Origin of the sequence: Streptomyces lasalocidi (assembly GCF_005280215.1) — a bacterium.
Lineage (GTDB): Bacteria > Actinomycetota > Actinomycetes > Streptomycetales > Streptomycetaceae > Streptomyces > Streptomyces longwoodensis.
Genome location: NZ_SZNQ01000001.1, coordinates 6,243,735 through 6,259,684 on the forward strand (window position 1 = coordinate 6,243,735; position 15,950 = coordinate 6,259,684).

The following is a 15,950-nucleotide window of genomic DNA, read 5'->3' on the forward strand; positions in this document are numbered from 1 at the left end:
GTAGCATAAGCCTTCAAGGGGCAACAGCCACTGGTAGGCTTCGCTCATGCAGAAAGACCAGAAAGAACTGTCGCTGCGCGAACGAAAAAAGCTCCGGACCCGCCAAGCGCTGGTTGATACGGCCCTTGAGCTGTTCACCGCACGCGGCTTCACTGAGGTCACCCTGGACGAGCTCGTTGACGCGGTCGAGATCTCCAAGCGCACGTTCTTCCGTACGTTCACCTCGAAGGAAGACGTGGCTCTGGCCCCGGAGAAGGAACTGTGGGCCACCTACAGCGGATACATCGAGAACCGGCCCCTGCCCAGCGAACACCTGTTCAGCGCCTACAAAGACGCGCTGTTCGCGGCACTGGAGCAGATGGCGGACGGATGGGAACAGCGCTTCCTGGCCAGTCGCAGCCTGGCCGACCGAACGCCCGCGCTGACCGCACACAGCCTGCGCCACTGCTCAGAGGTCTCCGCGAACATCGTTCGGATCGTGGCGGACCGGCTGGCCGGACAGCATCCCGGCCACACCGAACTGCGCCTGCTCCTCGACCTCATGCTGGCCGCCTGGCACTGCGCACTGGAGACGTGGACCTCATCGGACGCTACCCGGCAGGACCGCGCGGCACTCATCCAGCACATGCACAAAGCCTTCGCGGTCATCCCCGCGGTCGCAGCAGCGGCAGCACAGGACAGCTGAGCGGACAGGGCCTATGTCCCGGCGGGACACGCGAAGTCCGGCCGCGCAGGAGCACCTGGCACGTGAGGCCCGCGACGCCGTCCGCCGGGATCGAGCGGGATCGCCGAACGCAGCACCTCAGGAATCCCTTCTTCGCGGACGCGGTCCGCTGACGCGCAACGCGCACGCCGAGGTGATCCTCAGCCTGCCCGGCAGGGGCGTCATACTCGGCGCCGCGTTCACAGCCGCCACCGGAGGCGACATGGACACCTTCGGCAGCGCCGATCGGCTCGCCGGATACGCCGGCCTGGCGCCCGTCCCACGTGACTCCGGACGCGTCAGCGGCAACCTGCGCAGGCCCCGGCTTTACCACCGCGGACTGCTGCGGAGCATGTACGTGTCCGCGATGTTCAGACTGAAGTGCTGTTCGGCCTCCAAGGCGTGTTACTGGCGCAAGCGCGACGAGGAAAGGGGCACCAGCAGGCGGTCCTGGCGCTGGCCCGCCAACGCCTCCACGTTTTGTGGGCCATGATCCGTGACGGTGCGTGCCACCACGCCTCACCGCCACTCATCGCGACGTGTTTTCAGCATCTGGAAGTGCCCTGCTGCGAGCGCAGCACCCGCTCGCCGGTGTGAACGGCGAGCTGGGCGCGGAAGCCGTCCCGCTTCGGCTCAGCAGCCCACCCGGCGGACAGGGCCGGGTTGTCCACGGCGGTGGTGAGCATCGGCTCGGGCAGAGTCCAGGACATGCCCGGGTCCCTTCCGCACGGCCCGCTGAGGCACCCGCGTGCTCGGGGTGCTGGCAGCGTTCAGGGAGTGAGGGCTTCGCGCAGGGTGGGCCGGCACGCGATGAGGTCGTCAACGCCGACGAGCTGCAGGACACGCAGGACGGATTCGGGGGGTGAGGCCAGGCGGATCCAGCCACCGGCCCGGGTGACGGTCTGGTAGGCGGCGACGAGGAGGTTGATGCCGGTGGAGTCCATGAAGGTGAGCTGCCGCACGTCCACCACGATGCGGGGCCGGGTGGTGCCGGTGACGTCCAGCGCCTGGCGCAGTGTCTCGTCGGTGTCGTGGTCGAGTTCCCCGGACAGGCTCAGCACGCGGATGCCGTCCGTGACGGTGGCCACGACCGACAGTCTGCCGGTGTGTGCGGCCTGCTTGGTGTTCGTCATGTGTCCCTCAGCCATTGGGGGATATTGGCACACCAGGACCTTCGCTTTGAAGTACTGCCCTGCACGTGGGGACGGTGCCGCGGTGTCAGCGGGGGAGTCATGCGGGAGCGTGAAGCGTGAACTGGGCCGGCGCGGGTACACGCCGGGGGTGAACGGGGAAGCGAAAGGCTGCCGTGGTGAAACCAGTCCGTTGAATGATGACCGCACGGCGCCGCACGAGCAGGCCCTACAGACCACCGTGGCCCTGGAGGGCGACGGTACGAGCATTGCCCAGGCACGCCACCTGGCCGCCCAGTTCCTCACCCAGGTCCAGGCCGAGCACGGCCTGCCCGTCTCGCAGCGCGCCGTGGACGTGACCCAGCTGGTCGTCAGTGAGCTGGTCACCAACGCCCGCAAATACGCGCCCGGCCCGGTGCTGATGGATCTGAGGATCGTCGGCGACCTCGTCGAGATCGCGGTGTGGGATTCGGCGCCGGTGCTGCCGGTCGCCAAGGCTGCGGATGCCGGACGGGTGGGCCAGCACGGGCTGGAGATCGTCATGGCGGTCGCCCAGGGCTACGAGGCCCAGATGGAACCGGTCGGCAAACGCATCACCGTCCGCATCGCCCTCCTCGACGACCCCGCAGGCGCCGTCTCAGGACGCAGACCCCAGTAGCGGTCACCGTGACGTGCTGCGCATCTTGTTGCTATTCAGGGTGTCGCGGTCATCCCCGCTGCGGATCCGCGGCGGCAGGGCCCGGCATGCCTTTGTTAGAGCCCGGGCCCTGCCTGCTTGTTTGCGCAAGCCGTCTCGGGCTTTCCTGCGGGGCTGCGCGTTTGTGCGTGGGGTGTCGGCCTGCGCTGCCGCCGACCCCGCTCGCGCTATGCCGCGGGGGTCAGCTGGCCAGGGCGTGCTCAACGGTCGGGTAGCAGGGGATGAGAGCGTCGATACCGACCAGTTGCAGGACCCCCAGGACCGCTTCCTGGGCTGCTGCGATGCGCACCCATCCGCCCGCGCCGCTGACCTGCCGGTGGGTGGCGATCAAGATGTTGATGCCGCTGGAGTCCATGAAGGTGACCTCGCCGAGGTCCGCTACGATCCGCGTGGGACTTGCATCGGTATCGGTGCGCAAAGCGTCGCTGAGTACTTGTTTGGCGTCGTAGTCGATCTGACCGCGCAGAGATACGACACGAGTGCCGCCGACGATGCGCTGCTCGACGCTCAGCGGGCGGTCGGCATGGTCGGTGTGGGTCACTGTCTCCTCGCTTACGCTCGGGCGGGTCGGTGGGGGTGATTGTGCCCGCCCCCCCGGCCGGATGCACCTACATGGGTGCATGATCGCGTGACGGGGAATTGGTCTCCGTGTGTGTAGTCAGGCCGTTGCTGTGTACCCGGCGAGATAGCGGAGACTTACGCGCGATGGACGCGAGATGAGGACGGCGCCGGTGGAGCGTGCTGATGACGATGACTGTAGTGGGCCGGGCGAGTGCCTGATGCGGACCGGCTTCGCCCTGACCACAGACGGCGGGTGCATCGCGGACGCTCGCCACCATGCCGCTGCTTTCCTCGACCAGGCCCGCTCCGGCCATCAGGTGCCGGTCTCCGCCCGCGCGGGGGACCTGACGCAGCTGGTGGTGAGCGAGCTGGTGACCAATGCCCGCAAGTACGCCCCCGGGCCCGTCCTGGTGGAGCTGCGGGTGAGCGTGCGCGCGGTCGACATCGTGGTGTGGGACAGCGAGCCCACCGTTCCCGCAGCCCGCAGAACCGATCCCGGCAGGATCGGCCAGCACGGCCTGGAAATCGTCCAGGCCGTCATCGAGAGCCTGTTCATAGAGCAGGAACCCGTCGGCAAACGCATCACGGCCCGTATCGCCCTGGACGACGCTCCCAGCATGACGTAGCCCGCAGATCACCGGGCTGGAACCGCCCGCCGGCCCGGCCCCGGGGCGAGATGACATGCATGAGCAGCGCGCCGATCATCGTGCACCGCCCCTCCCGGCTGCGGGCGGCCGGCAAGTGCCCCTGCACCGCCACGGCCATGTCCACGGCACCTCCTACAGCGAGCAGGACGTGATCGTGTTCCTCGAAAGCGCCGGCGTCGCCGACCCGGACGCTGCTCTCGACGATCCGCAGAGAGTGCAGTGGCATGACAGCCCCGCCCGCATGTTCAGCGCATCAGGCGTCCTGCGGGGACGTGGGCGGTCAGTCACCCTCAGCGGGTGAAGGCTCACGGCGCATGTCACGTGACCATGGCCATCATGAGCGGTACGCAGCCCGTGACCGTCGGCCCACCCAGCAGCGAGGGCGGCCGGCCCGTGTACATCCGCGGTGTGCCGGTCGGCCGCGCTCACGGGTTGTGGGACTTGGTCGTCTTCCTCCATCGAGCGGACCTGCGTGAGGGCCTGGCGGACGAGGACCAGATCGCAGCCTCCCCGCTCATCAAGTGGCTCGGCGGGGGCGCCGACCAGTGGGAGCCATGAGGTCGGGTTCACAGTGATTGGGTGAGCCGGCCCCAGCACGAGTCCAGCGCGTCCGCCGGTGTGGGGATCTCGCGTAGAAGATCACGGGAGCGGGGCCACTAGGCACCGTCCAGAAGCCTGGAGCGGAGCCGGTCGGGGCCAGAGACAGCCGGGCCGGCACCGACAGCAGGCGCTCTTGATGAACGTGAGTTCGATGGTCGCGGTCATGACGCGGACCTGTGTCCGAGCCTCTTCGCGGACAACCTCGGGGAACATCGGTACAGCGGTTGGCGCCGAGAACGATCATGGCCCCGGCGTGAGCGGGCTGACCCGGTTCTCGTAGTCGTGGCGGGCCTTGAGCTGGCGAGGCCGTGACCGCCGTCGAGGGGGAATGACCCGGATACGCCAGCAACCCGGCACGAGATGTTCCTGGAGGGCGGGCAGTTCCAAGGGATCGGATACGAGGACGTCGGTCAGATCGGTTGTTCTCCGACGTCAGTGAAGATCATTTGTCGCCATGAGGGTGCGGTCTGAAACAGCCGTTTCCCCCTCACCCCGAGTTCCTCAGTCATCCGGTACGTCGGGTGCTTTGGCCCGCCTGGGTGAATGGGAGCCACATTTGCTCGGTCTCCGCCACGCCGAAACGGTACGCGGTGGTGCACAGCGAGACGATCGCAGGGACTAGTACTGCAACGGTCTTTGCCGTGACTGCTGGCCAGCTCAGTCGTTGGTGTGGTCATGGGTGGGGACCTTGCTGATATCAGACTGTGGGCGGGTGAACTGGGCGCTCTGCATGACCGGTTCGTGCACCGGTTCAACCGGGAAGAGCCGCGCCAGTCGGCGCTCGCTTACATGCGAGGCCTGGTCGCACCGCTGGAGCGGAAGAACGGTTGGACGCTGGCGGAGGAGGCAGGGCACGCAGGCCCGGACCGTCTCCACCGGTTGCTGAACCGGATCGAGTGGGACGCCGACGAAGTACTGGACGACGTCCGCGACTACGTGGTGGAACACCTCGGCGACCGGGACGCCGTGCTGATCGTCGACGACACCGGCTTCCTGAAGAAGGGCCTGCGCTCGGCCGGGGTGCAAAGGCAGTACTCCGGAACCGCCGGCCGCACCGAGAACTGTCAGATCGGTGTGTTCCTCGCCTACGCCACCGGCCGCGGCCGCACGCTGATTGACCGGCGGTTGTATCTGCCCACCTCGTGGACGGACGACCGGGAACGCTGCCGCCGGGCCGGCATCGGCGACGAGGTCGGCTTCGCCACGAAGGTGGCCATGGCCAAGGCGATGGTCCGCAAGGCCGTCGCGGACCGGATCCCGTTCAGCTGGGTGACGGCGGACGCTGCCTACGGCTACAGCAAGGGCTGGCGGTTCGAGCTCGAGCAGGCCGACATCTTCCACGTCATGGCCACAACGAGGCACGACACCGTCGTCACCCGCTGGTCCATCGACCACCCCGTCCACGACCTGTTTCCCGGCCTGCCGCGGCAGAAGTGGAAACGCCGCTCCTGCGGCGAAGAGGCACACGGCCGGCGGATCTTCGACTGGGCCCGCGTCGAGGTCAGGCCCTGGCACCGTGAAGACCGCCGGCACTGGGTCCTCGCCCGCCGCAGCGTCAGCAGGCTCGAGGAGATCTCCTACTACATCGCCTACTGCCCCACCGACACCACACTGGACGAACTCATACGCATCGCGGGCAGCCGCTGGGCCGTCGAGGAATGCTTCCAGACCGCGAAACAGGAGTGCGGCCTGGACGACTACCAGGTCCGCCGCTATCCCGGCTGGCACCGCCACATGACCCTCGCCATGGCAGCCCACGCCTGCCTCACCGTCCTGCGATCCCGCCAGCTGGATGCAGAGAAAGCAGAAACGGATCCTCCCAGCTTATCCACCTCAGCCTCGCCGAGATCCGACGACTGATCACCCGCCTCACCGACCGCCGACCGGTGCCGGTCGACCACATCCTGCACTGGTCGACATGGCGCCGCAGACGCCAACACCAGGCACGCATCAGTCACTACAGACGACGCGGCCACAGCCCCTGAGAACTGCCCAGCACTCAGGACAAGCACCGTTGCAGTACTAGATGCCGGGACCCGCGATCTACGCAGGCGTGTGCTGGCCAGAGGGGTGCCTTACGAGCGGCTTCGGCAGGAACAGCACTCGACCGTGAAGGAGTTCGTGGTCGGGCGTATCCCCGGTATTGGCCTCCACCTTGGCCTGTCGCGTGGCTTGTACGCGGCCTGCGCCCATCTGCACCAGATGCAGACGGAGATCCCAGCGGAGGAGCCCCTGTTCCCTGCGGCTCCGTTCCTCGTGCGGCGCGGCGCGGACGAGGAACGTGAGGAGATGAGCCGCAAAGCGCGGCGCACCTTCTACGAGCGCGAGGACGAGCGACTGGTGACGGTCAGGCGGGAGATGGCCAACGCGTACAGGACCCAAGAGGTGCCAGCCGGACTCCTGCGCGGTGCTCCCCTCGTGGTGGAAGGGCCCGAAGCCAGAGGCGGGGTGCTGGAGGCGAGGACGGCCGAGACATACATGGCCGTCGAACCCACCGATCCGATCATGCCCGGTCACCGCTGACTCTCCTCCCGAACTCGGTCAGCAGAGGCAGCGTTTGTGCGGGAGGTAACTCCTCGGTGAGGTCTAAGCGGCCGCCCGCTTCCCGAGGAGCGCTGGTAGGGAGTAGGGATCTCGACGGCAACGTGGGCCCAGGCTAGGGGAACGCCCTGTACTTCTTCTCCTCGTCCGGCAGCGATTTGCAGACACTGATTAGGGAGCCCCGGCGCCCAGGGGGCCGCAGCCTGTATGGGCGAGCGCGCTGTGAGATGTCGGTGATACGGCGAAGCCCCGTCGGGGATCCATACCCGACGGGGCTTCTGCAGGGGGCGCACAAGGGAGTGGGGCGTCCCCGATGGGCACAACTGTCGACTTTACCTCTCTCGAGCGTTCGGAGCCCTTGATACGACGAAGCCGTTCGGGAAGCACCCCATCGGGGCTTCTGCGCGAATCGTGCTACGACGTGTCGCGGTCGGCATGGGTACCGTTGTATTCAGGCAGCCCGCTCTCGAGCACGCGGAGCAGGGACGCGGTGACGACACGTGTCGTACGGCCGATGCGCAGCACGCGGCAGGGGAACTCTCCGCGACGAATAAGGTCGTAGCCCTTCGCTCGTGAGAATCCCAGTGCCCTTGATGCATCTTCCACGCTCCCTGTTCCGTCCCAGGTAGCCCGAATGCGGATAGGGCTGTATCGGGGGCCTGACGGCGCTTTGCTTTCTTGATGCATTTCGAAGTGTTTCTCCTTGCTCAGGCGGTATCGCTATTTTTAGAGTCGGTGGCTGGGGCCCCGTACTGCGGAGTCAGCTGGCAAAAACGGCACAGCGGCAAGGGCCGGTAGCGGTTACACCGATACCAGCTGAGAGAGCGCACCGATCGGTGACGGGGTCGTTGCGTGCTACAGAGAGCTGAAGGGGGACCAGGGATCTTGGCTCTCGGAGTCGATCTGGTGTCATCTTCGCGATTCCTTCCGACATGCGAGCAGGTGTTGGCGGTGGGCCATTAATGATCCGCTGGATTGCCGGTTTGGCTAACCGGCAATCCCGCGCTATGTTGCGCCGCTTTGCAGGTGCTGCGGAATCACAGGGCGGCTCGTGTCAAACGCCCTTCAGGGCTCCTTCCCGGTCAGTAGGATCACCGGCAGAGCGGGGCGGAGGCGCACGGGGGTGGGGAGCAGCGGTATGGCAGCGGGGGGTCGGCGGGGGTCGGTGGAGCGGGTGCGGGAGCGCCGTAGGGCCGCGGTGCGTAAGCGCGTTCACGACAAGGCACTGGTCGAGGTGCGGGGCTGTCTGCGGGACTGGGACGACGGCCGGGACGCGGCACGCGAGGCCAAGGCGGTGGCCGAGACGATCATCGCGCCCGAGTACGAGGGCCGGGTGCTCATCGAGTTGTTGCAGAACGCGCACGACGCGCACCTGGCCGGCGCCGCCGACGGACGTATCGAGATCCGGCTGGACGAGGACGAGGGTGAGCACGGCACCCTCTATGTGGCCAATGGCGGCAAGCCGTTCGGCGGCAAGAACTTCAAGGACCTGTGCAGCATCGCCCTGTCCAGCAAGCGTGCCGACGCCGGGATCGGCCACAAGGGCGTGGGCTTCAAGAGCGTGCTGCACCTGTGCGACGCGCCCGAGATCTACAGCGTGGCCAGGGAGGGATCCCGGGTCCCCGACGGGTTCACCTTCCGGTTCGCCCGGCTCGATGACTACGACGCGCTCGCCCGGGAGGTGGCACCCGAACGCGCCGGGTTTGACGACTACTTGAAGGAGAACCTGCTCACGTTGAAGGTGCCGGTCTTCCTAGAGGAGGTACCGAAGAGCGTCCACAACTTCGTGCGCCGGGGCTTCGTCACCATCGTCCGTCTGCCGCTGAAGTCGGCCGACGCGCGCTCGGCCGCCAGGGTGCAGGTGCGGGAACTCATGGACGACAGCACCCCGTTCGAGCTGTTTCTTGACCGCCTGGAACGTGTCCGGCTGGAGCGGCGGGTCGCAGGGAAAACCCGGGGCAAGACGTATGACCGCCAGGTGGAGGTGCTGCACCAGACCCGCGGCCTGAAGGTGCAGCTGGTCACCTTGCGTCGGCGGATGCGACTGATCGTCGTCTGCGGGAAGGTCGACCCGGACCGCGCCCGGGAGGCGCTCACCGCGTCGATCAAGAAGAGCGGGATGCGACGCGACTGGATGGCCTGGGAGAAGAAGGCCGAGGTTCGCGTCGCCGTACCGGTCGCCGATCCCCTGCGGGAGGGGCGGCTGTACACCTTCCTGCCGATGGGCGAGCAGATCCCGGCGCCCCTGCGCGGCTTCGTTCACGCCCCGTTCTTCGCCGAAATGAACCGGCGCTCATTCAACGAGGCCGTGCCGTGGAATGGCCTGCTGCTCGACACCGTGGCCGAGACGTGTGCCCGCGCGGTGCTCGCCACGGCCGAGGGACGGGCCCCCGTTCCCGCCGGAGCGCTGGTCGACCTGATGTGCTGGCGGTCGCCCACGGCACTGCCCCGGCTCACTTCCGCCTTCCAGCGGCTGGGCCACGGCATCGCCCAGGTCCCGTTCATCCCTGTGATCGCCACGGCGTCCGGCACGCGCACCTCTCTGCACCGGGCAGTGCTGTGGGAAGGCAAGGAGCACGCCACGGCCTTCACCCCGCACGCGGTCGCCGCCAGTGGGGTCACCGATCTCCTCGACCCGCAGCTGCATTCCGTACGGCTGCGATGGCTGGTGTCTCTCGCGAGGAGTGTGGGCACGCGCCTCGAACCGCCGCCGGAGCGCCTCGCCTCCTGGGCGGAGCGGCTTGCCGAGGTCGCCGCCAGTGCCCCCTTCGACCCTGGATGGTGGGCGGACTTCTACTACGACCTCTCGCAGGAGTTCCCCGACGGCTCGGACCTGACCGGCAAACGGATCGTTCTCACATCCGGGTCGGCGTCGCCGGCACCGGCTGGCGGGGAAGGCGTCTTCTTCGACCGCGAGTCCCCGCGGGGCGGCTCCCTTCCGGCCCTGCCCGACGGGCTGTCCGGCCGTCTGCACTTCGTACACGAGGGCATCGCCTGGACCGGCAAGGGCCGCAAGCGCAGAGCGCAGGGCCGCACCTGGCTCAGGACCGCCGGCCTCGTCCATGAGTACGGAGCCGACCGGGTGCTCGAGGTCGTGGCCGCGGCACTGAGGGCGGACGGAGAGGGCGGAGTCGAGGACGGCGTGCGCCTGGCCTGCCTTCGCTACGCCTGCGCGGTCTCCCACGCGCTGGAGACCGAGGGGCGCAGGGCTCCGCAGCTGAAGGATCTCCGCGTACCGACCCGGGGCGGCTGGCAGGAGGCGAGCCGTGCCATGTTCGGGCCGGGATGGCCCGGTGAGCACTCTTCCATCGATGACACTCTGACCCGGTTCCTGGAGCGCGTCCGGGGACTGTCGTCCGTACTCACCCAGACGGAGCAGCGTCTCCTCCCGCGCCCCGAGGAGCTGTGCGGGGACACGCTCCCCGTCGAGGCCATGGGGCGCTTCCTCGAACGGCACGGCGTCGCTCACGGCCTGCGTCCCCGGCACGAGGTCTTCCGCACCGAAGTGCGGGGCCAGGATCTCAACTGGCCCGCTCGTTTCTGGGTTCCGAACCGGCGGGATCTGCTGCCGCAGTGGCGGACGACCGCCGAGCGCTGGCCGAACCGGCGGCGGGTCGGTTACCTCAAGGTGGCCTACCACTCACGCGCCCGTTCCGCGGACGTGCTGCCTGGACAGGACGACTACGCCGCCTTCGGTGAGGAGGACCGCAGGCTCTACGCCGAACTCATTGTGCACGGCCTCGCTTTCTCGTGGCCGGACTCCGCGCTGGAGATGCATTTCGTACGCCACACCGACTCCGCGGGTACCCCCTGGCCCACTCCGTTGGCCGCCTTCCTCGCTCACGCGCCGTGGATCCCGCAGACCACCGTCCCGGGCGCCCCCGCTGAGGGGATCGTGTTCGCCACGGCGGGCCGGACCTGGTGGTGGCAGGGCGCTCAGTCCCCGCCGCCGTTCCTCGGCGTGGTGCCCGCAACCTTGCGCAGCAGGCGGTCCGCCAAGCTCGTGGCACGCCTCGGCCTGATCGGCATCCGCGCCTGGGACGACCCCGGCACCGCGCTCGACCGGCTCGGCCATCTGCCCAACCTGGTGTAGGCCGGCCCGCACCTGCGTGAAGGCAGGCACGCGCACGAGATCGGGCAGGAGTATGAGAAGGCATGGGCCCAGCTGCTGCCCGCGGACGGCGGCACACGTACCGCCGACGGCGGGCCCGCCACGCCACAGCACCGGCTGCTGGTCCACCGGGCCGGTGCCCTCGAACCGCTGGACCTGACGGAGACGGACGAGACGGTCTTCGTCCCGGACCCGGACGGCGCCCAGAACCGGGCCCTCCTGGACCGCGTCCCGGTACCTGTGATCCCGATCAGGGACAGGGCGCTGGGCGCCCGGGTCCACGCCTTCCTCGACCATGGGGCGACGTTCGACGTCCAACGGTGCAGCGACGCCGCACACGACATCCAGGTCGACGGGCTGCCCGTCCGTGAGGCGATGCGCCTGCCTTGACCCAGTACGCGGGCCCCTGGCTGCTCACTCTGGTCGCGGCCCTGGTGGAGTTCGACGAGGAGCGTGCGTCCCGGACGGAGCCTGTGACCGTGGCCGAGTCGACCGGGCTGCTGCGCCGCTGTGAGGTGACCGTGGCCGACGAGGCCGTCGTCTGGATCGCCGGACACCGTCTCACCGAGAACGGCACGGACCGCGCCCTGCTTCACCCGCACCCCGACCGGCCCTGTGTCGTCGTGGGGCACAGCGGGCCGCGCACCGGCTGGCGGGTGCTCCGTACCGCCGCCCCCGCCCTGGCCGCTCTCATCCGTGCGCCCTACCTCGCGGACATCCTGTGGGAGGCACTGACCCGGCTGGAGGAGCGGGGCCTGAAGACGGACGACGTGTCCGAGGAGAATCTCGCGGACGTCCTGGAGCTACGGCAGCACCAGCTGCGCGCCGTCCTCGCCGAGCGGGCCTCGCAGCGCTCCGGCAGCGCCCGGCTCGTGCCGCTCCTCGCCTGCCTCGACCTCGACCTCGCGGAGGAACTCCAACAGCGCGTCGAGGAATTCCCCGACCGTGCAGCCCTCCTGGCATGGCTCACCGCCCGTACCGCCGCACCCGACGCGGAACGCCTCATGCGGCTCCTCGACGACGATCCGGAACGGCAGCTGAGGGCCCTGTCCGTAACCCTGGCCGCGGCCAACCGCGCCTGGCGCGCACTGAGTCTGCCGCAGATCGACAACACCGACCGGCACGAACGGCAGTCCGCGACCTGGCTCCAGCGAAACCGTCCCGCACTCGCCGAGCGGATCAGGGACGCCCACGCCGACGTCCACTGCTCCGGCCGGTCCCTGGCCGCCTACGTGCGCCTGCGGGGCCTGCCCACACTCGCGCCGGACCCGACCTGGCACACGACACTCTGGGACCTCACCGACCAGCTCCTCCAAGCTCACGCGGACGCCTGGCTGACCCGATCGCTCCCCGCGCAACCGCCGACGTCCCGCGCGCTGCCGCCGCTCACCGAGGTCCGCGAAGCATCCACCACCGCCGTCCACCAGCACCTGCCGCGTCTACGGCAGCTGATCCAGGAATGGCAGCGTCTGCACCCGACGAGCAACACCGTGGTGCCGCCGCCCCCGCAGGAGGTGCTACGAGCGCTGGACGACGAAGGGCTGCTGGACTTCGAGGTCCTATCCACGGAGGCGTTGATCACCTGGCTCAGCCACCACGGCCACTGGCCGACGGACATGCCCCTGTCGGACCGGCGCGCCCAACTCGGGCTGTCCCCGACGCGCTCGTCGGCGCCTGCCGGGAACAGCGGCATGGCCGCGGGCTCAGGCCAGTCGGGAGCACCCGTGCCCGGCCCCCAAGTGGCCCTGAACGGCAGGCTCGTCCCGGCGGGCCCCGACGACCTGGCCGCACTGGTCCGTGAGGTGGCCGCGGACCTGACACCGGAACAACGCACCACTTCGGCCACGGCCGTGACCACGCTCGCTCCCCGCGTTCCCCGGCCGCGCACCCCGTCACAGCCCGGAACGGGATCGCAGGGCGGTTCCTACCAGGCCGCGGGCAACGACCAAGACCGCACCGTGCCGGTGGGCGTAGCGGGGGAGGCGGTGGTGGCCGCCTGGCTGCACAAGCAGTTCGGCGTCGAACCACAGGACTCATGGAAGTCCAGCCTGCGCGTGCACGGACTCGCCGGAGCACAGCCGGGGGACGACAGGCTCGGCTACGACTTCCTCATCCACGACGGCGACGCGGCCTACCTCTACGAGGTCAAGGCGTCCACGGGCGACAGCGGAGAGATCATCCTGGGCGAGTCGGAGGTACGACGCGCTTCCCGGCTGGCCCCGGGCGAGACGTACTTCATCGTGTACGTCTCCCATGTCTTCGACCGCGACCGCCGCGCCATCACCGTCCTGCCCAACCCATTCGGCGCTCCGGACCTCGCAGGCTACGAACTGGTTAGCACCCAGCTGAGGCTCCGCTGCAACATTGGCTGAATCAATAAGTTCGGGCCCGGCTGGCTGTGAGACGTCGGCCTTGTTGACGAGCTTGGCAAGCATGGGTTGGACACTGAGTGGGCACGGCCGAGCCGAGCCGGTGGCTCTGCACGGTCACGCGGCGCTGCGCGTGGAGGCGGAAGCGGAGCCCGTGCAGGGGGCCAACCGCCTGGCGGTCGTAAAGCCGCCGAAGGTGGAGTATGTGCAGAGCTGGACGCCGGTGATGACGAGCAAGCTGGAGGGGCCGAAGTGAGCGAGATCAGGCGCGACGAGTGGGTTGGGATGACCAAGTCCGCCAGGAGGTACGAGCCGTTTTGGGAGAGCGTCCGGGTGGCGGAGGCGCAGGGTCGTCCGGTGATGCACGTTGTTAAGGTTGGCAAGTTCATCATGCAGGCGTCCACGGACATCGAGCTCGCCAAGCTGTTCGCGGAGCACCAGATCTTCGACCAGGACGAGGTCGGCGAGTTCGACTGGGTGCCGGACGAGTTCGAGGTGCTGCATCTTCGGTTCAAGAACACGCGGACCGGGGAGTGGGAGTCCACCATCCAGTCCATCTCGACGGTGCCGGCGCTGCCGGACGTGCCGAAGTGAGTGAGCCGCAGGGTCCCGGCCCTTCGTGGTCTGCTTGCTGGCCGTCAGGCGACTCTCTCATCGGAGGAAAGCCCGCCGTCGATGACGCCGAGGATGCGGTCATAGGTATCCAAACCCCGCTGCTCGCACTGCACTCGGTCGGCAAGGGCCAGCCGCATGCGAGCCTATTCGCGGCTGGCTATCGCGGCCGCCGCGTGGGTGGGATCGGTGCAAGAAGCCATCCCACACCTCAAAACGGTGTAGCGCAGGCACGCGCGTCGGGGGCGCATTCCGCCCGAGCCACCGTCTGATCTCACTGCTGTACAGTCCGCCGACGTGTCACTGTGCGCGAGGCAGTTGGGGGCCTCTAGTGATCGGATTGCAGATCCCGAAGATCTACTGGGACGACGAGAACGCCGTGAGTCTGCTGGTCGAGTACTTCACCCGACGACGGTCAAGCGGTGACCTGTTCTATTCCGGCGCGCACTTCGAGCGCCTGGGCGGGGGCGGCGACGCCGAGCATGTCGCAGACCGCTTCGACAGCAACGACCTATTAGTGGCCCTAACAAAGCCTTTGGACGTGTCGGTGGGTGATCAGGCAGACGGCAAGGCCGAGGAAGGCCTCGTGGATGTCGTCGCGTCGTTCCCAGCGGATGCGCAGGCGGCGGAAGCCGTGCAGCCAGGAGATGGTCCGCTCGACGACCCACCGGAAGGTCCCAAGGCCGGTGCCGTGAGGCTGGCCTCGTTCGGCGATCACTGGCCGGATGCCCCGCTTGCGAAGGAGCCGGCGGTACTTGTCGTGGTCGTAGCCGCGGCCGGCGAAGAGCATGTCCGGGCGGCGTCGGGGCCGGCCGACGACTCCCGCGACCGCTGGGATCTTGTCAAGCAGGGGAAGGAGCTGGGTGACGTCGTTGCGGTTGCCGCCGGTCAGCGACACCGCGAGCGGGATGCCCTGGCCGTCGGTGAGGATGTGGTGCTTGCTGCCCGGCCGTGCGCGGTCGACCGGGCTGGGTCCGCTTTTGGGCCTCGCCGAGCCGCTCTGACATGCGAGGAGTCGATCACCGCCCGCGACCAGTCCAGCTGGTTCTTCGACCGCAGCTTGTTCAGCAGCAGCTGGTGCAGCTGGTCCCAGACGCCGGCCTCGTTCCAGGCCGCCAGACGCCGCCAGCACGTCATGCCCGAGCCGAAGCCCAGCTCCTGGGGCAAGTACTCCCACTGAATGCCGCTGTGCAGGACGAACAGGATGCCGCACAGGGCCTGCCGGTCAGGCACCCGCGGCCGTCCCTCAACCTGCTTCGGCGGCGGCTCGGGCAGCAACGGCTCGATCAGCGACCACAGTTCGTCCGACACGATCCACGGCCGCGACTGACGCTTCCCCATGCCCGCATCAACGAACGATCAAGCCGACAGTCACATGATCACGCGCTTTTGTTAGAGCCAGTAAGGCCCGTCTTCAAAGGTGCCTCCGCTCGCGGGCCCGCTTGCACGCCACCGCCGGGCTGCTGCGCGACCTCGCGGTCACCGGCGCTGACAGCCAAAGGGGCGCGAGCACCTGCGGAAACTGGTCGTGGCGACCGTGGACGCCAAACTGGCTGCGCGCATCACCGGCTCCTAGACGTCCCCGCCGCATGGACGACCCCCGCCGACGATCTCGACAACGCCAGCGGACTGGAGCCTGTCGAAAACGTCCACCCCAGTCAGCATGCACGCCCGTCGGCCGGACCAAGATGTCGCCCAGAGCGGCCCGGCACGCTCGGACAATGTGCTGCTGCTCGGTCAGGGGACGGGCTACCGGACTCGGAGGTCTCGTCCAAGCCGTCCGTCCTGTTCTACTACACGTGAATCAGCCATCATCCTGGGCTCTTGAGATGCCTCGTTGCACAGGAAAGGCGCAGTTAGGAGGAGGTTTGGCGGGCGCCGTCCCGGGGGGATTTTCCTGCCATGCTCCTGACGGCGCTTGTAGCTTGCAAGGAGGCTCTGCCTAGGGTGACGTGTCGCGCGGGTTTGTATAGATCAAA

Annotated in this window: 15 protein-coding genes and 3 pseudogenes; 13 read left to right on the forward strand and 5 right to left on the reverse strand. The window is 68.3% G+C overall.

Features of this window, described 5'->3' with window-relative positions; genetic code table 11:
* Positions 1-46 precede the first annotated feature (46 nt).
* Positions 47-685, forward strand: a complete 639-nt coding sequence (locus E4U91_RS28165; RefSeq protein WP_137309424.1) for a TetR family transcriptional regulator — start codon at positions 47-49, stop codon at positions 683-685.
* A gap of 55 nt (positions 686-740) precedes the next feature.
* Positions 741-1,300, forward strand: a pseudogene (locus E4U91_RS28170) (transposase); the annotation flags it as partial.
* Here E4U91_RS28170 and E4U91_RS28175 read toward each other — a convergent pair.
* Both E4U91_RS28175 and E4U91_RS28180 read right to left on the reverse strand, forming a co-directional pair.
* A complete protein-coding gene (locus tag E4U91_RS28175) occupies positions 1,249-1,413 on the reverse strand; it encodes a hypothetical protein (RefSeq protein ID WP_174867870.1) in 165 nt (54 codons plus the stop codon). The pseudogene E4U91_RS28170 and the gene E4U91_RS28175 overlap by 52 nt on opposite strands.
* Before the next feature lie 60 nt (positions 1,414-1,473).
* On the reverse strand, positions 1,474-1,851 hold the full coding sequence (locus tag E4U91_RS28180) for an STAS domain-containing protein (RefSeq protein ID WP_137309425.1): 378 nt from the start codon (positions 1,849-1,851) through the stop codon (positions 1,474-1,476).
* A 175-nt stretch (positions 1,852-2,026) separates the two neighbouring features.
* On the opposite strand from E4U91_RS28180, the gene E4U91_RS28185 reads away from it, so the two are divergent.
* Positions 2,027-2,491 carry an ATP-binding protein gene (locus E4U91_RS28185; protein WP_137309426.1) on the forward strand — a complete coding sequence of 155 codons (465 nt, stop codon included), beginning with the start codon at positions 2,027-2,029 and terminating at the stop codon, positions 2,489-2,491.
* 220 nt (positions 2,492-2,711) lie between these two features.
* On the opposite strand, the gene E4U91_RS28190 is transcribed toward E4U91_RS28185, so the two are convergent.
* The gene (locus E4U91_RS28190; protein ID WP_241678704.1) at positions 2,712-3,071 is read right to left on the reverse strand and encodes an STAS domain-containing protein; all 360 of its coding nucleotides are present in this window, start codon (positions 3,069-3,071) and stop codon (positions 2,712-2,714) included.
* Between the two features lie 175 nt (positions 3,072-3,246).
* Here E4U91_RS28190 and E4U91_RS28195 point away from each other — a divergent pair, with 175 nt between their 5' ends.
* From E4U91_RS28195 to E4U91_RS28225, 4 genes are all read left to right on the forward strand, one after another.
* Entirely contained in the window at positions 3,247-3,717 is a 471-nt protein-coding gene (locus E4U91_RS28195) for an ATP-binding protein (RefSeq protein ID WP_241678705.1), read from the forward strand.
* Between the two features lie 357 nt (positions 3,718-4,074).
* Positions 4,075-4,296: a hypothetical protein gene (locus E4U91_RS28205; RefSeq protein WP_137309428.1), complete on the forward strand. Its 222-nt coding sequence runs from the start codon at positions 4,075-4,077 to the stop codon at positions 4,294-4,296.
* A 717-nt stretch (positions 4,297-5,013) separates the two neighbouring features.
* The gene (locus tag E4U91_RS28215) at positions 5,014-6,198 is read left to right on the forward strand and encodes an IS701 family transposase (RefSeq protein WP_137309429.1); all 1,185 of its coding nucleotides are present in this window, start codon (positions 5,014-5,016) and stop codon (positions 6,196-6,198) included.
* Between the two features lie 249 nt (positions 6,199-6,447).
* A complete protein-coding gene (locus tag E4U91_RS28225; protein ID WP_137309430.1) occupies positions 6,448-6,861 on the forward strand; it encodes a hypothetical protein in 414 nt (137 codons plus the stop codon).
* A gap of 432 nt (positions 6,862-7,293) precedes the next feature.
* On the opposite strand, the gene E4U91_RS28230 is transcribed toward E4U91_RS28225, so the two are convergent.
* Positions 7,294-7,566, reverse strand: a complete 273-nt coding sequence (locus tag E4U91_RS28230; protein ID WP_137309431.1) for a helix-turn-helix domain-containing protein — start codon at positions 7,564-7,566, stop codon at positions 7,294-7,296.
* A 511-nt stretch (positions 7,567-8,077) separates the two neighbouring features.
* Between E4U91_RS28230 and E4U91_RS28235 the strand changes: the two genes are divergently transcribed.
* The 6 genes and pseudogenes from E4U91_RS28235 to E4U91_RS39115 form a co-directional block, all read left to right on the forward strand.
* Positions 8,078-10,972: an ATP-binding protein gene (locus E4U91_RS28235; RefSeq protein ID WP_137309432.1), complete on the forward strand. Its 2,895-nt coding sequence runs from the start codon at positions 8,078-8,080 to the stop codon at positions 10,970-10,972.
* 258 nt (positions 10,973-11,230) lie between these two features.
* Positions 11,231-11,380 (forward strand): hypothetical protein, encoded by a 150-nt coding sequence (locus E4U91_RS38635; RefSeq protein WP_206666909.1) that lies wholly within the window; start codon positions 11,231-11,233, stop codon positions 11,378-11,380.
* Positions 11,377-13,362, forward strand: a complete 1,986-nt coding sequence (locus E4U91_RS28240) for a protein NO VEIN domain-containing protein (RefSeq protein ID WP_137309433.1) — start codon at positions 11,377-11,379, stop codon at positions 13,360-13,362. Before E4U91_RS38635 ends, E4U91_RS28240 begins: the two co-directional genes overlap by 4 nt.
* Positions 13,363-13,423: 61 nt before the next feature.
* Positions 13,424-13,615 carry a hypothetical protein gene (locus E4U91_RS28245; RefSeq protein WP_137309434.1) on the forward strand — a complete coding sequence of 64 codons (192 nt, stop codon included), beginning with the start codon at positions 13,424-13,426 and terminating at the stop codon, positions 13,613-13,615.
* Complete coding sequence (locus tag E4U91_RS28250) at positions 13,612-13,953, forward strand: hypothetical protein (RefSeq protein ID WP_137309435.1); 342 nt, start codon at positions 13,612-13,614, stop codon at positions 13,951-13,953. The genes E4U91_RS28245 and E4U91_RS28250 overlap by 4 nt, the downstream gene beginning before the upstream one ends.
* 397 nt (positions 13,954-14,350) lie before the next feature.
* Positions 14,351-14,482: pseudogene (locus E4U91_RS39115) on the forward strand (DUF6308 family protein); the annotation flags it as partial.
* 99 nt (positions 14,483-14,581) lie between these two features.
* Here the strand turns inward: E4U91_RS39115 and E4U91_RS28260 are convergent.
* Positions 14,582-15,312: pseudogene (locus E4U91_RS28260) on the reverse strand (IS5 family transposase); the annotation flags it as partial.
* Between the last annotated feature and the right edge of the window lie 638 nt (positions 15,313-15,950).